Below are 18,433 nucleotides of genomic sequence, written 5' to 3'. Positions count from 1 at the left end.
TCGGATGATTTGGTGTTTATCTGTTTCTTTTTCGCTTACTTTGCTCCCGTAAAGACAAAGGGGTGCCCCAAGAGGGGCTGAGATTATACCCTAGGAACCTGAGGCAGTTAGCACTGACGTAGGGATTGTGTTTCTTCTTATCGCCTTTCCATATAAGCACGCTCTTTGTATTTACTTTCAACTTATTAACTCTGATAGGACAATGAAAGTACAAGTAAACAACAAAGAGGTGGAAATGACTCCCGCTTCTACCCTTACACAATTGGCAGCCCAACTGGGACTTCCGGTACAAGGCATCGCGATTGCCGTAAACAACAAAATGATTCCGCGCACCGAATGGGAAAAGTTTTCGTTGCAGGAGAATGACAACCTGGTGATCATCAAAGCGGCTTGTGGAGGGTAAAAGTATGGTCAGTCTACAATTTATCACTCACCAGACCGATCGGTATACCTGTTTCGAATCGGCACTCATGGCACTCGAAGGGGGATGCAAGTGGATACAGCTACGCATGAAGGAAGCTCCGTACGAAGAAGTGGAAGCGGTTGCCCTCCAGCTAAAACCGCTCTGCAAAGAGAAGGAAGCGATCTTAATTCTGGATGACCACGTCGAACTTGCCAGAAAGCTGGAAGTGGACGGTGTGCATCTGGGCAAAAAAGACATGCCTATCGATGAGGCACGGCAACTGCTTGGAGAATCATTTATCATCGGTGGTACGGCAAATACATTCGAAGACGTCGTACAACATTATCGTGCCGGAGCAGATTATCTCGGCATCGGTCCTTTCCGATTCACTACTACAAAGAAAAACCTGAGCCCTGTTCTGGGGCTGGAAGGCTATACCGCTATTTTATCTCAGATGAAGGAGGCGAATATCGAACTCCCGGTAGTAGCTATCGGAGGAATCACCTATGAGGATATACCCGCCATACTCGAAACCGGAGTAAACGGAATCGCACTTTCCGGAACGATTCTCCGGGCGGAAGATCCGGCAGAGGAGACACGCAGAATTTTGGAGAGTTATTAATTACGTCAAATGTATAATCAAATAAAAGAAGAGAAAAGTGGAAAAGTTAGTAATTGCAGGCCGTGAGTTTGACTCCCGCCTTTTCCTGGGTACAGGAAAGTTCAATTCCAATGAAGTAATGGAACAAGCTATTCTGGCATCGGGCACAGAAATGGTAACTGTAGCTATGAAACGCATCGACATGGATGATAAAGAAGACGATATGCTGAAACATATTATTCATCCGAATATTCAGCTACTGCCCAATACATCGGGGGTACGCGATGCGGAAGAAGCTGTTTTTGCCGCACAGATGGCACGCGAAGCATTCGGAACCAATTGGCTGAAACTGGAAATTCATCCTGATCCCCGCTATCTGCTCCCCGACTCTATCGAGACATTAAAAGCTACCGAACAGCTTGTCAAACTGGGATTTATAGTACTGCCCTACTGTCAGGCCGACCCCGTACTCTGCAAACGGTTGGAAGAAGCCGGCGCAGCTACTGTAATGCCGCTTGGTGCCCCCATCGGTACCAACAAAGGATTGCAGACTAAAGAATTCCTGCAAATTATTATCGAACAGGCAGGCATCCCTGTTGTGGTAGATGCCGGCATCGGTGCGCCCAGTCATGCCGCCGAAGCAATGGAACTGGGAGCATCCGCCGCACTGGTGAACACAGCTATCGCCGTAGCAGGCAATCCGGTAGAAATGGCGCTGGCTTTCAAAGCGGCTACCGAGGCCGGAAGGCGGGCATACGAAGCAGGTCTGGGCATGCAGGCCGACAACTTTGTTGCAGAAGCGAGTTCGCCTTTAACCGCATTTCTGAATGAATAAGTAATAAGCAATGAGTAATGTCTAATTGACTACTTTTTTATCATACTAGAATAAAAAATTCATGGAACAAAAAATAAAATTCCCCCGCTCTCAGAAAGTATATCTGCCGGGCAAGCTCTATCCGAATATCCGTGTAGCCATGCGGAAAGTAGAACAAGTGCCCAGCACCAGCTTCGAAGGAGACGAAAAAATAGTGACTCCAAATCCGGAAGTATATGTATATGATACCAGCGGACCGTTCAGCGATTCATCAATGAGCATCGACCTTAAAAAAGGACTTCCACGCTTACGTGAAGAGTGGATTGTGTCACGTGGCGATGTGGAACAACTCCCCGAAATCACTTCGGAATACGGGCAAATGCGACGGGACGACAAGAGTCTGGACCATCTTCGTTTTGAGCACATCGCCCTTCCCTACCGTGCCCGAAAAGGAGAAGCCATCACCCAAATGGCATATGCCAAACGAGGCATTATCACTCCGGAAATGGAATATGTGGCTATCCGGGAAAATATGAACTGTGAAGAGCTCGGAATCGAGACTCATATCACTCCCGAATTTGTCCGTAAGGAAATAGCAGAAGGCCGTGCGGTACTCCCGGCCAATATCAATCATCCGGAAGCTGAACCGATGATTATCGGTCGTAACTTCCTGGTGAAAATCAATACGAACATCGGAAATTCAGCTACGACTTCCAGCATTGATGAGGAAGTGGAAAAGGCTTTGTGGAGCTGTAAATGGGGAGGTGACACGCTGATGGACCTTTCCACCGGAGAGAATATCCATGAGACGCGTGAGTGGATTATCCGTAACTGTCCGGTGCCGGTGGGTACTGTACCTATTTATCAGGCACTTGAAAAAGTGAACGGCGTAGTCGAGGATCTTAGTTGGGAAATCTATCGGGATACGTTGATAGAACAGTGCGAACAGGGAGTGGATTACTTCACGATTCATGCAGGTATTCGTCGCCACAATGTGCATCTTGCCGACGAGCGTCTGTGCGGTATCGTCAGCCGTGGAGGAAGTATCATGAGCAAATGGTGTCTGGTACACAATCAGGAAAGTTTCCTGTATGAGCACTTTGATGATATTTGTGATATTCTGGCTCAATATGACGTTGCCGTATCATTGGGAGACGGATTGCGTCCGGGGTCCATCCACGATGCCAACGACAAAGCACAATTTGCGGAACTGGATACCATGGGCGAGCTGGTGCTTCGTGCCTGGAAAAAGAATGTACAGGCGTTCATCGAAGGTCCTGGGCATGTACCGATGCATAAAATCAAAGAAAACATGGAGCGCCAGATCGAGAAATGTCATGATGCGCCGTTTTATACGCTCGGTCCTTTGGTCACCGACATTGCTCCGGGATACGATCATATTACCTCCGCTATCGGAGCGGCTCAGATTGGTTGGCTGGGCACGGCCATGCTTTGCTATGTCACTCCGAAAGAGCATCTTGCCTTGCCGGATAAAGAAGATGTGCGTGTAGGCGTCATCACATACAAGATTGCCGCCCATGCCGCCGATCTCGCCAAAGGCCATCCGGGAGCACAGGTTCGCGACAATGCATTGAGCAAAGCCCGCTACGAGTTCCGCTGGAAAGACCAGTTCGACTTGTCTCTCGATCCGGAACGGGCACAAGGATATTTCCGTGCGGGACATCACATCGACGGAGAATACTGTACGATGTGCGGACCTAATTTCTGTGCCATGAGATTGTCTCGTGACTTGAAGAAAAACGCCCATAATGACAAACAGTAAGTGGTGAAAAACTTAAAACCAATTTACAACTAACTTATAACTTAAAAAAATGTTCTCAGACGAATTAGAAAAAATATCCTGGGAAGAGACGACAAAAGCCATCTATTCCAAGACAGATGCCGATGTGCGCCGTGCATTGGGTAAAAAAGAGCATCTGGACGTCAACGACTTTATGGCATTGATCTCACCTGCCGCCACTCCATATCTGGAAGTGATGGCTCGCCTCAGCCAGAAATATACGATGGAACGGTTCGGCAAAACAATCTCTATGTTCGTACCGCTCTACATCACCAATTCATGTACCAACTCCTGTGTTTACTGTGGTTTCCACATCAGCAATCCGATGAAAAGAACGATTCTGACCGAAGAGGAAATCATCAACGAATATAAAGCCATCAAACGGCTGGCTCCTTTCGAGAATCTGTTACTCGTGACCGGTGAAAATCCGGCAGCGGCAGGAGTGCCTTACATCGCCCGTGCACTGGACTTGGCCAAACCTTATTTCAGCAATCTTCAAATTGAAGTGATGCCCCTCAAAGCGGAAGAATATAAAGAGCTCACTCATCACGGACTGAACGGAGTCATCTGTTTTCAGGAAACCTACAACAAGGCGAACTATAAAAAGTATCACCCGAGAGGCATGAAGTCCAAATTCGAATGGCGTGTCAATGGTTTCGACCGTATGGGACAAGCCGGTGTCCACAAGATAGGAATGGGTGTTCTGATCGGTCTGGAAGAGTGGCGGACCGATGTGACAATGATGGCTTACCACCTCCGCTACTTGCAGAAACATTATTGGAAAACCAAGTACAGCGTCAACTTCCCCCGTATGCGTCCATCCGAAAACGATGGTTTCCAACCCAACGTCATCATGAACGACCGGGAACTTGCACAGCTTACATTCGCCATGCGTATCTTCGACCATGATGTAGATATCTCTTATTCTACCCGCGAAAGTGCCGAGATACGAAATCACATGGCAACTCTGGGGGTAACTACCATGAGTGCCGAAAGCAAGACTGAACCGGGTGGATATTACAGCTATCCGCAAACGTTGGAACAGTTTCATGTGAGCGACGAACGGAAAGCGATAGAAGTAGAACGTGATTTGAGAAAACTGGGACGTGAACCGGTCTGGAAAGACTGGGACCAGTCTTTTGACTTTAAAAGATAAAACGATGCGATACGACAGGCAAATGATCCTTCCCGAAATCGGAGAAGAGGGACAGCGGAAACTGAAGCAAGCAAAGGTTCTTATTGTAGGCGTAGGAGGGTTAGGCTCTCCCATCGCCCTCTATCTGGCCGGAGCAGGAGTAGGTTGTATAGGACTGGTAGACGACGATGTGGTCAGTATCAGCAATCTGCAAAGACAGGTGCTCTATTCAGAAAAAGAATTAGGTAAACCGAAAGCAATATGTGCCGCTGAACGGCTTTCCGCACTCAACAGCGAGACAACTTCCCAGCCTTATCCTACCCGTCTAACAGAAGAAAACGCACAAGAAATCATCAGTCAGTATGATATTGTAGTAGATGGCTGCGACAACTTCCCTACCCGTTATCTGATCAATGACATCTGTGCAAAAACGGGGAAAGTCTATGTCTATGGAGCCATCTGCGGCTTCGAAGGCCAGGTATCTGTTTTCCATTACGGAGAAGAGAAAAAAGACTATCGGGACCTATACCCCGACGAAGAGGAAATGAAACGAATGCCCCCGCCTCCCAAGGGTGTAATGGGCATCACTCCCGCTGTGACAGGGAGCATCGAGGCAACAGAAGTGCTGAAGATTATATGCGGCTTTGGAGAAGTATTGTCGGGCAAACTATGGACTATTGACTTGCGGACATTGCAATCTAACAAATTTTCACTATAAACGTTGGTTTCTGAAATAGTTAATTAGTAACTTTGCTAAAGTTTACAACTTAACAAAGGAAATGAAACTAATTGTAGTTACCACCCCTACTTTCTTCGTTGAAGAAGATAAGATTATTACCGCTCTTTTCGAAGAGGGACTGGATATTCTACATCTCAGAAAACCTGAGACACCAGCCATGTATTCCGAACGATTGCTGACACTGATTCCTGAAAAATATCATCGCCGCATCGTGACACACGAGCACTTCTATCTGAAAGAAGAATTCAACTTGATGGGTATTCACCTGAATGCACGCAATCCGAGCGAACCGCATGATTACGCCGGACATGTCAGTTGTTCCTGTCATTCCGTAGAGGAGGTAAAAAACAGAAAGCATTTCTATGATTATGTTTTCATGAGCCCTATTTACGATAGTATTTCGAAGGTCAATTATTATTCTACTTATACGGCAGAAGAGTTACGTGAAGCACAGAAAGCCAAAATCATTGACTCCAAAGTGATGGCACTCGGGGGGATTAATGAAGATAATCTACTGGAGATAAAGGATTTCGGATTCGGAGGAGCTGTTGTACTGGGAGATCTCTGGAATCGGTTTGATGCTTGCCTGGACCAGAATTATCTGGCAGTGATCGAGCATTTCAAGAAGTTGAAGAAATTAGCGGACTAAGAACATTGATTCGAGAAACAAATATAAAAAAACCGCTGTAAATAATACTCCACAGCGGTTTTCTTTTTTACAAGTATTTACTTATCAGAACTTATATCCTAATACTATAGAGAAGTTCATATTTTTAGGATTACCAACTTTTTGTACATCTACCAAACCAAATTGGCCATCTAATCCTACAATAATCTGACCTAATTCCAATGCAACACCAACACCTAATCCTGCATCAAAACGCTTCAAACCACCATCACCAAAAGTATTCTCCTTATACTCCACATTGCCCATATCCACTTTTGACTTACCTGCAATACCACATGCTAAATAGGGTCCCGCATTAATAACCACATTTGTATTATTAGCAACATCAAAACGCGCAGCAGCCATTACCGGCAATTCTAAATAATAAGCATTAATTGTGAGTTCATCTTGCTTTGCACCTTTGCTGCTTACAAACAATGATGGTTGCAATGACCAAGTATTATCAAAAGCATATTCAAAACCTCCTCCAAGCTTAAAGCCAATTTTTGCATTCATATCAGCATCACCTGTGTAATTACTAATATTCATTCCTACTTTAGCATTCCAACCTGTAATCTGCGAGAAACCGACTACTGAAACTAATGCGAATAAAATAAATAAAATACTCTTTTTCATAATTCTAAAGTTTTTAATTAATTACTATAGTTAAATCATCTGTTTAATCAATGACACAAATGTATAACCGAAATTTATATTTAACAACATTTTCTTCAATAAACGTGTAAAATATAGAGATAATACATAAAGAAAGGGAATTCCCTATTTTAAAGAATCCCCTTTCCTGTTTTTTTATTATCTACTACTCGATTAGAAATTGTAGTGGAAACCAATAGAAAGATCTTCGCTAGTCAACATCAGACCGAAAGAGTCTCCGGAAGTGTTCACATTTCTACGATATCCCAAGAAGCCATACTTAGCTACAAAAGAGAAATGATCGTTCAGTTTAACAGCAATACCCGGTCTCAAACCAATCTGGCCTGCTTTAGTAGTATCACCATCTTTAATTTTCACGAAACCAATAGCAGCAGTTCCATCCAGGAACAGACGCACAGCATCGTTTTGATAGTAAGACCAACGGATATACGGAGCAACAGTAACTGTATTTGCAGTCACCTGCTTCACATACTCGTGTGAATAGTTCAGTTCAGCACCCAATGCCCATGTTTCATTAAAATTGTAGCCGATTTCCGGAGCAACTTTAAAAGAGGTAGTGTTGCCTGTGCTATTACGCCATACATTCAAAGATCCGCCTACGTAAATGTCCTGTGCTTTTACAGCGATAGTTGCTAACATGACAACTACCAATAATAAACCCTTTTTCATCTTCTTTCTTTTTAAATTATAAAATAAAAATACGTTTTATTTTCGAGGGCAAAATTAAGCTACTTCTTTATCTTAAACAAATATTTAGTTAGTTTTTTATAATAATCACCAAATGTATCCTTATTAAAAGCTGATTATCAGCACCTAACGAGCATAAATAAAAATAACATCATCTAACAAAACAGGCTGTAATCATTCTCTTACGAGACGATTACAGCCCAATTATCAGAAAGTTAACTTTCTAACCAGTTTATCTCTCTATCCTTCAATTGCTGCCTGAGCCGCTGCCAATCTGGCGATAGGCACCCGGAACGGAGAGCAACTAACGTAATTCAAACCTACTCTATGGCAGAACTTCACAGAAGACGGTTCACCACCATGTTCACCACAGATACCGCATTTCAAATCCGGACGGATAGCACGGCCTTTCTCTGTAGCCATACGTACCAACTGACCCACACCATTCTGATCGAGAACCTGGAACGGATCTACTTTCAGAATCTTCTTTTCCAGATAAACCGGAAGGAAAGAAGCGATATCGTCGCGAGAATAGCCGAAGGTCATCTGAGTCAAGTCATTCGTACCGAATGAGAAGAATTCAGCAGATGAAGCGATACGGTCAGCAGTCAAGGCTGCACGCGGAATTTCGATCATAGTACCTACTTTGAAGTCAATGCTGTCGCCAACTTCTTTAAATAACTTCGCAGCTTCTTCGCGGATCACTTTCTCTTGTTCCTTGAACTCGTACAAGATACCGGTCAGCGGAACCATGATTTCCGGATGTGTCTCTACACCTTCTTTCTTCAGTTCAAGAGCCGCACCCAAGATAGCACGTGTCTGCATCTGAGTGATTTCAGGATATGTATTTCCCAGACGGCAACCACGGTGGCCCAACATTGGATTGTGCTCACACAATGATTCTACACGCTGCTGGATATATTGCAGGCTTACCCCCATCGTGTCAGCCATTTCCTGCTGGCCCTTCGTATCGTGAGGAACGAATTCATGCAAAGGAGGATCGAGCAAACGAACAGTCACCGGACAACCAGCCATTGCTTTAAAGATACCCTTAAAGTCAGCTTGTTGATATGGAAGGATCTTAGCCAATGCCTTGCGACGGCCTTCAGCATCTTCCGACAGGATCATTTCGCGCATTGCTTTAATCTTTTCACCTTCGAAGAACATATGCTCTGTACGGCAAAGACCGATGCCTACCGCACCGAAGTTACGTGCTACTTCCGCATCATGAGGAGTATCCGCATTGGTACGTACCTGCAGACGGGTATATTTATCCGAGAGTTTCATCAAATCGGCAAAGTCACCGGAAAGTTCGGCAGCCTGTGTTTCTACTTTACCATTATACACTTCTCCTGTACTACCGTTCAATGAGATATAATCACCTTCTTTCAAGACAATACCGTCAATTTCCACCGTACGGTTTTTATAGTCGATATTCAATGCACCTGCACCGGACACACAGCATTTACCCATACCGCGAGCCACCACAGCTGCATGAGAAGTCATACCACCACGAGCTGTCAGAATACCTTCGGCAACCGCCATACCAGCCAGGTCTTCCGGAGAGGTTTCGATACGAACCATTACCACTTTCTTTCCACCGGCAGCCCATTCGGCAGCATCATCAGCGAAGAACACAATCTGCCCTGTTGCAGCACCCGGAGAAGCCGGAAGACCACGAGTCAGTACTTTAGCCTGTTTCAAAGCTGATTTATCGAATACCGGATGAAGAAGTTCGTCCAGTTTATTGGGTTCTACACGCATCAAAGCAGTCTTTTCATCAATCATGCCCTGACGGAGCAAGTCCATTGCAATTTTCACCATAGCCGCACCGGTACGTTTACCGTTACGAGTCTGCAGGAACCATAATTTACCTTCCTGCACAGTGAATTCCATGTCTTGCATATCTTTATAATGGTTCTCCAATTTTGTTTGCAAAGCATCCAGTTCCTTGTAGATTTCCGGCATTGCCTCTTCCATAGAAGGGAATTTCGATGCACGGATATCTTCAGTAACACCTGCCAATACAGCCCAGCGCTGAGAACCGACTTTAGTAATCTGTTGCGGAGTACGAATACCGGCTACCACATCTTCACCTTGTGCATTGATCAGGTATTCACCGTTGAAAAGGTCTTCACCTGTACCGGCATCACGGGAGAAGCAAACACCCGTTGCAGATGTATCACCCATATTACCGAATACCATAGCTTGTACGTTTACAGCAGTTCCCCATTCATCAGGTATACTTTCCATCTTACGATAAAGGATAGCACGCTCGTTCATCCATGAATCAAATACGGCGCAGATGGCCCCCCAAAGCTGTTCGTAAGCACAAGTCGGGAAATCTTTTCCGGTCTGCTCCTTCACAGCTGCCTTGAATTTCTTTACGAGTTCTTTCAGATCTTCCACTTCCAGCTCGTTGTCAAGTTTCACTCCTTTTGATTCTTTTACTTCTTCGATGATTGCTTCGAACGGGTCAATATCTTCTTTGTTTGTCGGCTTCATGCCCAGAACAACGTCACCGTACATCTGCACAAAACGACGATAGGAGTCCCATGCAAAACGAGCATTACCAGTCTTCCGGATGATACCTTCCACTACCTCATCATTCAGACCCAAGTTCAGAATAGTATCCATCATACCCGGCATAGACGCACGGGCACCCGAACGAACAGAAACCAACAATGGATTTTCGATATCACCGAATTTAGATTTCATTAATTCTTCTACACGGGCAATGGCTTTTACTACTTCATCTTTCAGCAACTCAACCACTTTATCACGTCCTAACGTATTATACTCCGTGCAAACTTCTGTAGTTATGGTGAATCCGGGAGGGACGGGAATTCCTATTAAATTCATTTCGGCAAGATTGGCACCTTTACCACCCAACAAATTCTTCATGTCAGCCTTTCCTTCTGCCTGACCATTTCCAAAGGTATAAACTCTTTTTTTATCCATAATATTGTGTTTAAAGTTACATTATGATTTTTTTCTGTTCGCAAATCTAAGTATATTTCGCAAACCAGAAAACTTTTTGAGAAAAAACTTTCTATTAAAATGCAATTTCGACATTACAATCTGGAATATTTTCATAGACACGAAAGTTTTCCAAAAAAAATACCTACTTTTGCATCATAATTATTAGATTGGTGTAAAAGTGGCAAGAAAGAGAAAAGAACTTCCCCTGCTGGAGAAGGTAACAATAACGGATGTGGCTGCCGAAGGAAAAGCCATCGCAAAAGTAAACGACCTGGTGATTTTTGTTCCTTATGTAGTGCCAGGCGATGTTGTAGACCTGCAAATCAAGCGCAAAAAGAACAAATACGCCGAAGCTGAGGCCGTGAAATTTCACGAGCTGTCGCCAGTACGTGCCGTCCCTTTCTGCCAACACTATGGCGTATGCGGTGGTTGCAAATGGCAGGTACTCCCCTATTCGGAGCAAATCAAGTATAAGCAGAAACAGGTGGAGGACAATCTGAAGCGTATCGGTAAGATTGAACTTCCGGAAATTTCACCGATTCTGGGTTCTGCCAAAACAGAGTTCTACCGGAATAAACTGGAGTTCACTTTTTCCAACAAACGCTGGCTCACTAACGATGAAGTTCGCCAGGATGTGAAATACGATCAGATGAATGCGGTAGGTTTCCATATTCCCGGAGCTTTCGACAAAGTGCTGGCTATTGAAAAATGCTGGTTGCAGGATGACATTTCCAATCGTATCCGCAATGCCGTACGCGACTATGCTTATGAGCATGATTATTCGTTTATCAACCTGCGTTCACAGGAAGGTATGTTGCGGAATATGATTATCCGTACTTCATCTACGGGAGAACTGATGGTGATTGTTATCTGTAAGATCACAGAAGATCATGAAATGGAGCTGTTCAAACAACTGCTGCAGTTTATTGCCGACTCATTCCCCGAAATCACTTCTCTCCTATACATTATTAATAATAAGTGTAACGATACGATTAATGATTTGGATGTGCATGTATTCAAGGGGAAAGACCACATCTTCGAAGAAATGGAAGGACTGCGCTTCAAGGTCGGCCCGAAATCATTCTATCAGACTAACTCCGAACAGGCCTACAATCTATATAAGATAGCCCGCGAATTTGCCGGCCTGACCGGAAATGAACTGGTATATGACTTATATACCGGAACCGGAACAATCGCCAACTTTGTATCACGTCAGGCACGTCAGGTGATTGGTATTGAGTATGTGCCGGAAGCTATCGAGGATGCAAAGGTAAACGCCGAAATTAATGAGATAAAGAATACCTTGTTCTATGCCGGAGACATGAAAGACATGCTGACTCAGGAATTTATCAACCAGCATGGACGTCCGGACGTGATTATTACCGATCCTCCACGTGCAGGTATGCATCAGGATGTTGTGGATGTTATTCTGTTTGCCGAACCGAAGCGGATTGTATATGTAAGCTGTAACCCGGCTACGCAGGCACGCGACTTACAACTGCTCGACGGCAAATACAAAGTGAAAGCCGTACAGCCTGTAGACATGTTCCCCCATACACATCATGTGGAAAATGTGGTATTGCTGGAACTTCGATAATACGTTAGTTGAACTGTTCGCAAAAGAAAAAAGAAATGGAAAAAAGACCGAGAAGAACTCCTGCTGAGAAAGCACGTGCACAATATACAAACTATGCCGTCAAGGAACCCATGGAACTGATGGAGTTTCTGGCTGCTAAAATGCCGGATGCAAGCCGCACGAAGTTGAAATCTTTATTAAGCAAACGAGTGGTATTAGTGGATAACGTTATCACAACTCAATTCAACTTTCCGCTGCAAGCCGGAATGAAAGTACAAATCAGCAAGGAAAAAGGAAAGAAGGAATTTCATAACAGATTGCTGAAAATTGTATATGAAGATGCATATATTATTGTGGTAGAAAAGATGCAAGGCCTCTTGTCCGTTAACACGGAGCGGCAAAAAGAACGTACTGCTTATACTATTCTGAATGAATATGTACAGCGTTCGGGCAGACAGCACCGGATCTTCATCGTACACCGTCTGGATAGGGATACATCAGGATTGATGATGTTTGCGAAAGACGAAAAGACACAACGGACATTGCGTGACAACTGGCATGAAATAGTGACCGACCGCCGTTATGTGGCTGTCGTGGAAGGGACAATGGAGAAGGATTACGACACGGTAGTTTCTTGGCTGACAGACAAGACCCTCTACGTAAGCTCCAGCGAATATGATGATGGCGGTTCGAAGTCTATCACACACTATAGAACCATCAAACGTGCTAACGGATATTCATTGCTGGAACTTGATCTGGAAACAGGACGAAAGAATCAGATTCGTGTGCACATGCAGGATTTAGGACATCCGATCATAGGGGATGGAAGATATGGAGGCGAAGACTCGCCCAACCCGATCGGAAGACTGGCACTCCATGCCTTCAAACTTTGTTTTTATCATCCGGTGACGGGAGATTTGATGGAATTTGAAACACCTTATCCGGGAGAGTTTAAGAAGTTGTTCTTGAAAAAGTAAAAAGGATATAAAAAAAGAAGAGATTGAATAATTCAACCTCTTCTTTTTTTTATATTATCTCCTCTTGCCGATTAATAGTCTTCTTCAAGAAAACTCAATACATTAACCGTTATTGCATGTACAATTCCACATCGCCATAATAGAATCCATTAATATATAAAGTTCCCGTCATACGTCCATGACTAACATATACATTACGCAGTTCACGCGGAGGAGCAACATTACCATAATCAATATAAAGGGTACCATTTCCTACACTCCATTGCAGTCTTAACGGTTTTCCATAATAATCACCATTATCATAATAGCATAGCTGGTCCTCTCCAAACCCATCCGCACCTAAGTAGATGCCACTTTCCAAAGGATCATGATAACGGTCATCAGATTCAAATCCTAAATCACCAATCCACGTACGTCCTACAATTCTATCGAATATTGTTTCATCGTCTTCGCACGAAGTAAAGCCGACCAATAAAAACAGCAACATCAGAACACCTACGTATTTTTTCAAATTCTTCATAATTATCTAGTTTATTGCATTAATTATTGCAAAATTAACATTTTTATTTTACTATACACCTTAAGACGCAAGTTTTTTGTACCTTTGCCCCAGTAACAGTAAAATTTCCGCATGAAACTTCTTTGGCTTGATTTAAATAGCTCCTACGCGCACTCTTCGCTGGCATTGCCGGCATTACATGCACAAATAGCAGACGATACTACTATTGAATGGTGTACAGTATCAGCAACCATCAACGAGAACACCGGAATGGTTGTCAATCAAATCTACCGTCATCAACCCGACATTATCGCCGCTACCAACTGGCTATTTAATCATGAGCAACTGTTACATATCGTTTCACGCGCTAAAGCTTTGCTTCCCCATTGCTGTATTGTCCTCGGAGGTCCGGAGTTTCTGGGAGATAACGAAGCCTTCTTAAGAAAGAACAAATTTGTCAGCGGAGTGTTTCGTGGAGAAGGCGAAGAAGTGTTTCCTATCTGGTTAAAAGTATGGAATCATCCTGTAAGTGAGTGGAATCAGGTATCCGGTCTTTGTTACTTAGATGAATCTGACCGATATCAAGATAATGGTATCGCCCGTGTCATGAACTTCTCCCAACTCGTCTCACCGGAAAAAAGCAGCTTCTTCAACTGGAGCAAACCTTTCGTACAACTGGAAACCACCCGAGGCTGCTTCAATACCTGTGCATTTTGCGTCAGCGGAGGTGAGAAACCTGTCCGCACCATTTCTTTGGAGGCAATCCGCGAACGATTGAATGTTATTCATCAACATGGAATCAAAAATGTGCGCGTACTCGACCGTACTTTTAACTACAATAATAAGCGAGCCAAAGAACTTCTGCATCTTTTCCGTGAATATGCACCGGATATCTGTTTCCATCTGGAAATTCATCCGGCACTTCTCTCCGAAGAGTTGAAAGAGGAACTCGCTGTTTTACCTAGCGGTCTGCTACACCTTGAAGCCGGTATTCAAAGTCTTCGGGAACCGGTATTGGAGAAAAGCCGACGCATCGGAAAATTATCTGATGCCCTCCAAGGTCTGAAATATCTTTGCTCTCTTAAGAACATGGAGACTCATGCCGACTTAATAGCCGGACTTCCTCTCTATCATCTGTCCGAGATATTCGAAGACGTCCGTACACTTGCCGAATATGGCGCAGGAGAAATCCAACTGGAATCATTAAAACTACTTCCCGGCACAGAAATGCGAAGAAGAGCGGAAGAGTTAGGAATCCAATACTCCCCTCTGCCTCCATACGAAGTCCTGAGAACCAAAGAGATTTCTGTAGAAGAACTACAAACAGCCCACTACCTCTCCCGCCTTTTAGACGGATTTTATAATACTCCCACTTGGCGGAGTATCACCCGAACCCTTATTTTAGAGAATCCGCAATTCTTACATGAGTTACTCGACCATTTAGTACAAACAGATGTAATTGACACTCCTTTAAGCTTGGAGAAAAGGGGACTTATCATCTATGATTTCTGCAAGAATCATTATCCAGACTATGTGACACAGGTCAGTATTGCATGGATAGAAGCAGGTATGTCGTTAAAGAAAATCCCCGCTGAAAGAGTTAAAACAAAACGGCAGGTTCCTCCCGATAATTGGGAAATTATATACGGCGCATACCGTGAGAATCTACGATTATGTTTTCTCCCTGTTGACGAAGAAGGGCATGGTTATTGGTTCGGATTTGAATCGGAAATTCAGAAGATAAAACCTGTGTTCAAGGCAAAAAGATTACCTTAACAGGAGCACAAAAGTTGTGTTGGTTTTGTATCATCTATAGATGCGGCAACAAAAAAAGAAAAGTATTCTCATATTATGTGAAATAAATACTATTTATTCATTACACAAAGCAGCATTTCCCATTTTTCACCGTCCATACAATAAACTTTACTAGCACATTGTATGGACATTTGTAAATATCAATTAGGTACTCTTTGTCTATTATTGCTTCCTTTATCTGTGGCAGGACAAGAGTGGAGCAAACAGGACTCATTGAGATTACAGCAGTTATTGAAATCCGATCAGGAAATTAATATAAACAGAAAGTTCGTTGAGAAAACAGAACAGAATATGTTGTATCATACAAAATCGTTTGTTGACTTTGATCCAACACTGCCGGCTTTAAAATCACCGATTATGTCTCCGAAATTGTCCCTATATACTCATCATGTTTTCCGACGCACTAATTCTGTCTTCTTGCCCACTTATTCTTGGTTTAAAATACACAAGAATATTACTTTGCACAGTAAAAGTAACTTTGGAGAAAATCCGGACCATTTTCATGTTGAAGCTCAGATGGATTATAGCATCTCTAAAAAATGGTCTCTCAGCATATATGGTGAACAAAATCTGGATGCCCGAAGATATCGGGGACTTTCATCTGAAGTGATACCAACTACTTTGGGCAGCAACATTATCCTTAAAATAAATAAAGGCTGGAAATTGAAGACTGATGTGCGGTATCAATACAACACCATACGAAAGAAATGGGAATGGGTACCTCAGGTAAGTATTTCTTATGAGTGGTAAAAAAAAGGAATCACATGGCAAACGATTCATTTCCTCATAAAGATAACAAAGTTTTAGAAAGCCGGAAAGAGTATCTTCCATTTATTCTCGTACCTTTGTAGTACGATTAAAAAACATCCTATAATAATGAAGAACTTTATCAAGGGATTCCGGTTTACTCCCTCTAATTATCCGGCTGAAGTAGAAGCGAAAATACAGAAATACAGAAAACAAGGTTACAAGCTCCCATTGCGTAAAGTGCTACGTACACCCGAGCAACTGGAAGGAATCCGTGAGAGTGCGAAGATCAATACTGCCTTATTAGATTATATTTCGGAAAATATCCGCGAAGGAATGTCTACTGAAGAGATCGATGTTATGGTATATGACTTCACCACAAAGCATGGTGCTATCCCTGCCCCTCTCAACTACGAAGGATTTCCTAAAAGTGTCTGTACCAGCATTAACGATGTAGTGTGCCACGGCATTCCCAGCAAAACGGAAATACTACAAAGCGGAGATATAATCAATGTAGATGTTTCCACCATTTACAAAGGATATTTCTCCGACGCATCCCGCATGTTCATGATTGGTGACGTGAATCCCGAAATGCGTAAACTTGTTCAGGTAACAAAAGAATGCATGGAAATAGGCATAGCTGCTGCACAGCCATGGAAACAACTAGGAGACGTAGGCGCTGCTATTCAGGAACATGCAGAAAAGAATGGATTCAGCGTAGTACGCGATCTTTGCGGGCATGGCGTAGGTATGCAATTTCACGAAGCACCGGATGTGGAACACTTCGGACGTCGTGGAACGGGAATGATGATTGTTCCGGGTATGACCTTTACCATTGAACCGATGATAAATATGGGCACTTACGAAGTGTTCGTTGACGAAGCTGACGGATGGACGGTATGTACAGATGACGGACTACCCTCTGCCCAATGGGAAAACATGATTCTGATTACTGAAACCGGAAACGAAATTTTGACTTATTGATGGAGCTGATTCTACTTATTGTTATTGCCGCATTAGCAGTAATCTCGATTGTACTATCACTGGTAAAAGGAAATAACCATGCCCAAGCAGAACAATTGCAAACAGCCTTGCGCCAACAAATGCAAGAAAACCGTGAAGAACTAAACCGCAGCATACGGGAACTCCGCATGGAAATGACCCAAACACTGAATCAGAATATGCAACAACTGCAAGACGTGCTGCATAAGAATATGATGACGAGCGGAGAACTGCAACGCCAAAAGTTCGACACGATGGCACGCCAACAAGAGGTTCTGATAAAATCGACTGAAAAACGTTTGGATGACATGCGGCTGATGGTGGAAGAGAAACTGCAGAAAACCTTGAATGAACGCATTGGCCAGTCCTTTGAAATCGTCCGCTCACAATTGGAAAATGTACAGAAGGGACTGGGAGAAATGAAATCTCTCGCACAAGATGTCGGTGGACTGAAGAAAGTCTTGAGCAACGTGAAAATGCGCGGTACATTCGGAGAGGTTCAGTTGGGAGCACTGCTGGAACAGATGATGAGTCCGGAACAATATGACGCTAATGTAAAAACCAAGAAAAGCGGAACCGAATTCGTGGAATTTGCCATTAAGCTTCCTGGCAAGGATGATGCGAACAGCACTGTATACCTGCCTATCGATGCCAAATTTCCGAAAGACATATACGAGCAGTATTACGACGCTTTCGAAGCCGGAGATACCTCATTGATAGAGTCATCCGGCAAGCAGCTGGAAGTAACAATCAAAAAGATGGCGAAAGATATTCACGACAAATATGTAGACCCGCCTTTTACGACAGACTTTGCGATTATGTTCCTGCCTTTCGAAAGTATTTATGCGGAAGTGATCCGAAGAACAAGTTTGGTAGAGACGCTGCAAAAAGAATATAAGATTGTTGTGACGGGACCGACTACTCTTGGAGCTATTCTGAACAGTCTTCAAATGGGATTCCGCACACTGGCTATTCAAAAGCGTACCGGAGAAGTATGGACTGTATTAGGAGCAGTCAAAACAGAATTCAGCAAATTCGGAGGTCTGCTCGAAAAAGTACAGAAGAACCTGCAAAGTGCCGGTGACCAATTGGAAGAAGTAATGGGAAAAAGGACTCGCGCCATTGAACGGAAACTACGCCAAGTAGAACAATTACCGCATGAGGAGAGTCAAAAGATTCTACCGATAGCAGATGATGGGGATGACGAATAAAATAGCCGGCACTGTCCACCATTTTGTGTAAATAGAAAACTTCAGGATTCGGGTTTTATACTTGAATCCTGTTTTCAAATATAGTAATAAATTGGTTAAATA

17 protein-coding genes and 1 riboswitch are annotated in these 18,433 nt (G+C 43.5%); of the genes, 13 read left to right on the top strand and 4 right to left on the bottom strand.

All coding sequences use genetic code 11. From position 1 onward, the window contains the following. Positions 1–48 precede the first annotated feature (48 nt). Positions 49–142, top strand: a riboswitch (TPP riboswitch). A gap of 60 nt (positions 143–202) precedes the next feature. The 7 genes from thiS (at position 203) to BLW31_RS22175 (ending at position 6,142) form a co-directional block, all read left to right on the top strand. Beyond that, positions 203–403: a sulfur carrier protein ThiS gene (gene thiS, locus BLW31_RS22205; RefSeq protein WP_010538298.1), complete on the top strand. Its 201-nt coding sequence runs from the start codon at positions 203–205 to the stop codon at positions 401–403. A 4-nt stretch (positions 404–407) separates the two neighbouring features. Further along, a complete protein-coding gene (locus tag BLW31_RS22200) occupies positions 408–1,025 on the top strand; it encodes a thiamine phosphate synthase (protein ID WP_010538299.1) in 618 nt (205 codons plus the stop codon). Positions 1,026–1,062: 37 nt separating this feature from the next. Continuing rightward, complete coding sequence (locus tag BLW31_RS22195) at positions 1,063–1,839, top strand: thiazole synthase (RefSeq protein ID WP_010538300.1); 777 nt, start codon at positions 1,063–1,065, stop codon at positions 1,837–1,839. Between the two features lie 61 nt (positions 1,840–1,900). Then, positions 1,901–3,601, top strand: coding sequence for a phosphomethylpyrimidine synthase ThiC (gene thiC / locus BLW31_RS22190; protein WP_010538301.1), 1,701 nt, complete (start codon positions 1,901–1,903; stop codon positions 3,599–3,601). Between the two features lie 49 nt (positions 3,602–3,650). Continuing rightward, positions 3,651–4,775: a 2-iminoacetate synthase ThiH gene (thiH, locus tag BLW31_RS22185; protein WP_010538302.1), complete on the top strand. Its 1,125-nt coding sequence runs from the start codon at positions 3,651–3,653 to the stop codon at positions 4,773–4,775. A 4-nt stretch (positions 4,776–4,779) separates the two neighbouring features. Beyond that, positions 4,780–5,472, top strand: a complete 693-nt coding sequence (locus BLW31_RS22180; protein ID WP_022300815.1) for a HesA/MoeB/ThiF family protein — start codon at positions 4,780–4,782, stop codon at positions 5,470–5,472. Between the two features lie 61 nt (positions 5,473–5,533). Next, a complete protein-coding gene (locus tag BLW31_RS22175) occupies positions 5,534–6,142 on the top strand; it encodes a thiamine phosphate synthase (protein ID WP_010538304.1) in 609 nt (202 codons plus the stop codon). Between the two features lie 84 nt (positions 6,143–6,226). On the opposite strand, the gene BLW31_RS22170 is transcribed toward BLW31_RS22175, so the two are convergent. The 3 genes from BLW31_RS22170 to ppdK all read right to left on the bottom strand — a co-directional run bounded on the left by BLW31_RS22170 (position 6,227) and on the right by ppdK (position 10,483). After that, the gene (locus BLW31_RS22170) at positions 6,227–6,796 is read right to left on the bottom strand and encodes a porin family protein (protein WP_010538305.1); all 570 of its coding nucleotides are present in this window, start codon (positions 6,794–6,796) and stop codon (positions 6,227–6,229) included. A 192-nt stretch (positions 6,797–6,988) separates the two neighbouring features. Further along, on the bottom strand, positions 6,989–7,504 hold the full coding sequence (locus BLW31_RS22165; protein ID WP_010538306.1) for an outer membrane beta-barrel protein: 516 nt from the start codon (positions 7,502–7,504) through the stop codon (positions 6,989–6,991). 258 nt (positions 7,505–7,762) lie between these two features. Beyond that, the gene (gene ppdK, locus BLW31_RS22160; protein WP_010538307.1) at positions 7,763–10,483 is read right to left on the bottom strand and encodes a pyruvate, phosphate dikinase; all 2,721 of its coding nucleotides are present in this window, start codon (positions 10,481–10,483) and stop codon (positions 7,763–7,765) included. A 199-nt stretch (positions 10,484–10,682) separates the two neighbouring features. On the opposite strand from ppdK, the gene rlmD reads away from it, so the two are divergent. Both rlmD and BLW31_RS22145 read left to right on the top strand, forming a co-directional pair. Continuing rightward, positions 10,683–12,101, top strand: coding sequence for a 23S rRNA (uracil(1939)-C(5))-methyltransferase RlmD (rlmD, locus tag BLW31_RS22150; protein WP_010538308.1), 1,419 nt, complete (start codon positions 10,683–10,685; stop codon positions 12,099–12,101). A gap of 35 nt (positions 12,102–12,136) precedes the next feature. After that, a complete protein-coding gene (locus BLW31_RS22145) occupies positions 12,137–13,057 on the top strand; it encodes an RluA family pseudouridine synthase (protein WP_010538309.1) in 921 nt (306 codons plus the stop codon). A gap of 109 nt (positions 13,058–13,166) precedes the next feature. Here BLW31_RS22145 and BLW31_RS22140 read toward each other — a convergent pair whose 3' ends face one another. Next, positions 13,167–13,577 carry a hypothetical protein gene (locus tag BLW31_RS22140; RefSeq protein WP_010538310.1) on the bottom strand — a complete coding sequence of 137 codons (411 nt, stop codon included), beginning with the start codon at positions 13,575–13,577 and terminating at the stop codon, positions 13,167–13,169. Positions 13,578–13,688: 111 nt separating this feature from the next. On the opposite strand from BLW31_RS22140, the gene BLW31_RS22135 reads away from it, so the two are divergent. From BLW31_RS22135 to BLW31_RS22120, 4 genes are all read left to right on the top strand, one after another. Next, complete coding sequence (locus BLW31_RS22135; RefSeq protein ID WP_022301950.1) at positions 13,689–15,332, top strand: B12-binding domain-containing radical SAM protein; 1,644 nt, start codon at positions 13,689–13,691, stop codon at positions 15,330–15,332. Between the two features lie 162 nt (positions 15,333–15,494). Next, entirely contained in the window at positions 15,495–16,121 is a 627-nt protein-coding gene (locus tag BLW31_RS22130) for a DUF4858 domain-containing protein (protein ID WP_010538312.1), read from the top strand. 126 nt (positions 16,122–16,247) lie between these two features. Then, complete coding sequence (gene map, locus BLW31_RS22125; protein ID WP_010538313.1) at positions 16,248–17,102, top strand: type I methionyl aminopeptidase; 855 nt, start codon at positions 16,248–16,250, stop codon at positions 17,100–17,102. Next, positions 17,102–18,331 (top strand): DNA recombination protein RmuC, encoded by a 1,230-nt coding sequence (locus BLW31_RS22120; protein WP_010538314.1) that lies wholly within the window; start codon positions 17,102–17,104, stop codon positions 18,329–18,331. The genes map and BLW31_RS22120 overlap by 1 nt, the downstream gene beginning before the upstream one ends. The last annotated feature ends 102 nt before the right edge of the window (positions 18,332–18,433 follow it).

It is taken from the genome of Bacteroides faecis MAJ27, from assembly GCF_900106755.1.
Taxonomy (GTDB): Bacteria; Bacteroidota; Bacteroidia; order Bacteroidales; family Bacteroidaceae; genus Bacteroides; species Bacteroides faecis.
The sequence above is the reverse complement of the archived record's forward strand: the minus strand, read 5'-3'. Positions and strand labels throughout refer to the sequence as shown.

Coding starts and splice junctions, on each gene's coding strand:
- BLW31_RS22140 (WP_010538310.1), bottom strand. CDS start 13,577: ATGAAGAATTTGAAAAAATACGTAGGTGTTCTGATGTTGCTGTTTTTA.
- BLW31_RS22130 (WP_010538312.1), top strand. CDS start 15,495: ATGGACATTTGTAAATATCAATTAGGTACTCTTTGTCTATTATTGCTT.
- thiC (WP_010538301.1), top strand. CDS start 1,901: ATGGAACAAAAAATAAAATTCCCCCGCTCTCAGAAAGTATATCTGCCG.
- ppdK (WP_010538307.1), bottom strand. CDS start 10,483: ATGGATAAAAAAAGAGTTTATACCTTTGGAAATGGTCAGGCAGAAGGA.
- BLW31_RS22145 (WP_010538309.1), top strand. CDS start 12,137: ATGGAAAAAAGACCGAGAAGAACTCCTGCTGAGAAAGCACGTGCACAA.
- thiS (WP_010538298.1), top strand. CDS start 203: ATGAAAGTACAAGTAAACAACAAAGAGGTGGAAATGACTCCCGCTTCT.
- thiH (WP_010538302.1), top strand. CDS start 3,651: ATGTTCTCAGACGAATTAGAAAAAATATCCTGGGAAGAGACGACAAAA.
- BLW31_RS22170 (WP_010538305.1), bottom strand. CDS start 6,796: ATGAAAAAGAGTATTTTATTTATTTTATTCGCATTAGTTTCAGTAGTC.
- BLW31_RS22200 (WP_010538299.1), top strand. CDS start 408: ATGGTCAGTCTACAATTTATCACTCACCAGACCGATCGGTATACCTGT.
- BLW31_RS22165 (WP_010538306.1), bottom strand. CDS start 7,504: ATGAAAAAGGGTTTATTATTGGTAGTTGTCATGTTAGCAACTATCGCT.
- BLW31_RS22175 (WP_010538304.1), top strand. CDS start 5,534: ATGAAACTAATTGTAGTTACCACCCCTACTTTCTTCGTTGAAGAAGAT.
- map (WP_010538313.1), top strand. CDS start 16,248: ATGAAGAACTTTATCAAGGGATTCCGGTTTACTCCCTCTAATTATCCG.
- BLW31_RS22120 (WP_010538314.1), top strand. CDS start 17,102: ATGGAGCTGATTCTACTTATTGTTATTGCCGCATTAGCAGTAATCTCG.
- BLW31_RS22180 (WP_022300815.1), top strand. CDS start 4,780: ATGCGATACGACAGGCAAATGATCCTTCCCGAAATCGGAGAAGAGGGA.
- BLW31_RS22135 (WP_022301950.1), top strand. CDS start 13,689: ATGAAACTTCTTTGGCTTGATTTAAATAGCTCCTACGCGCACTCTTCG.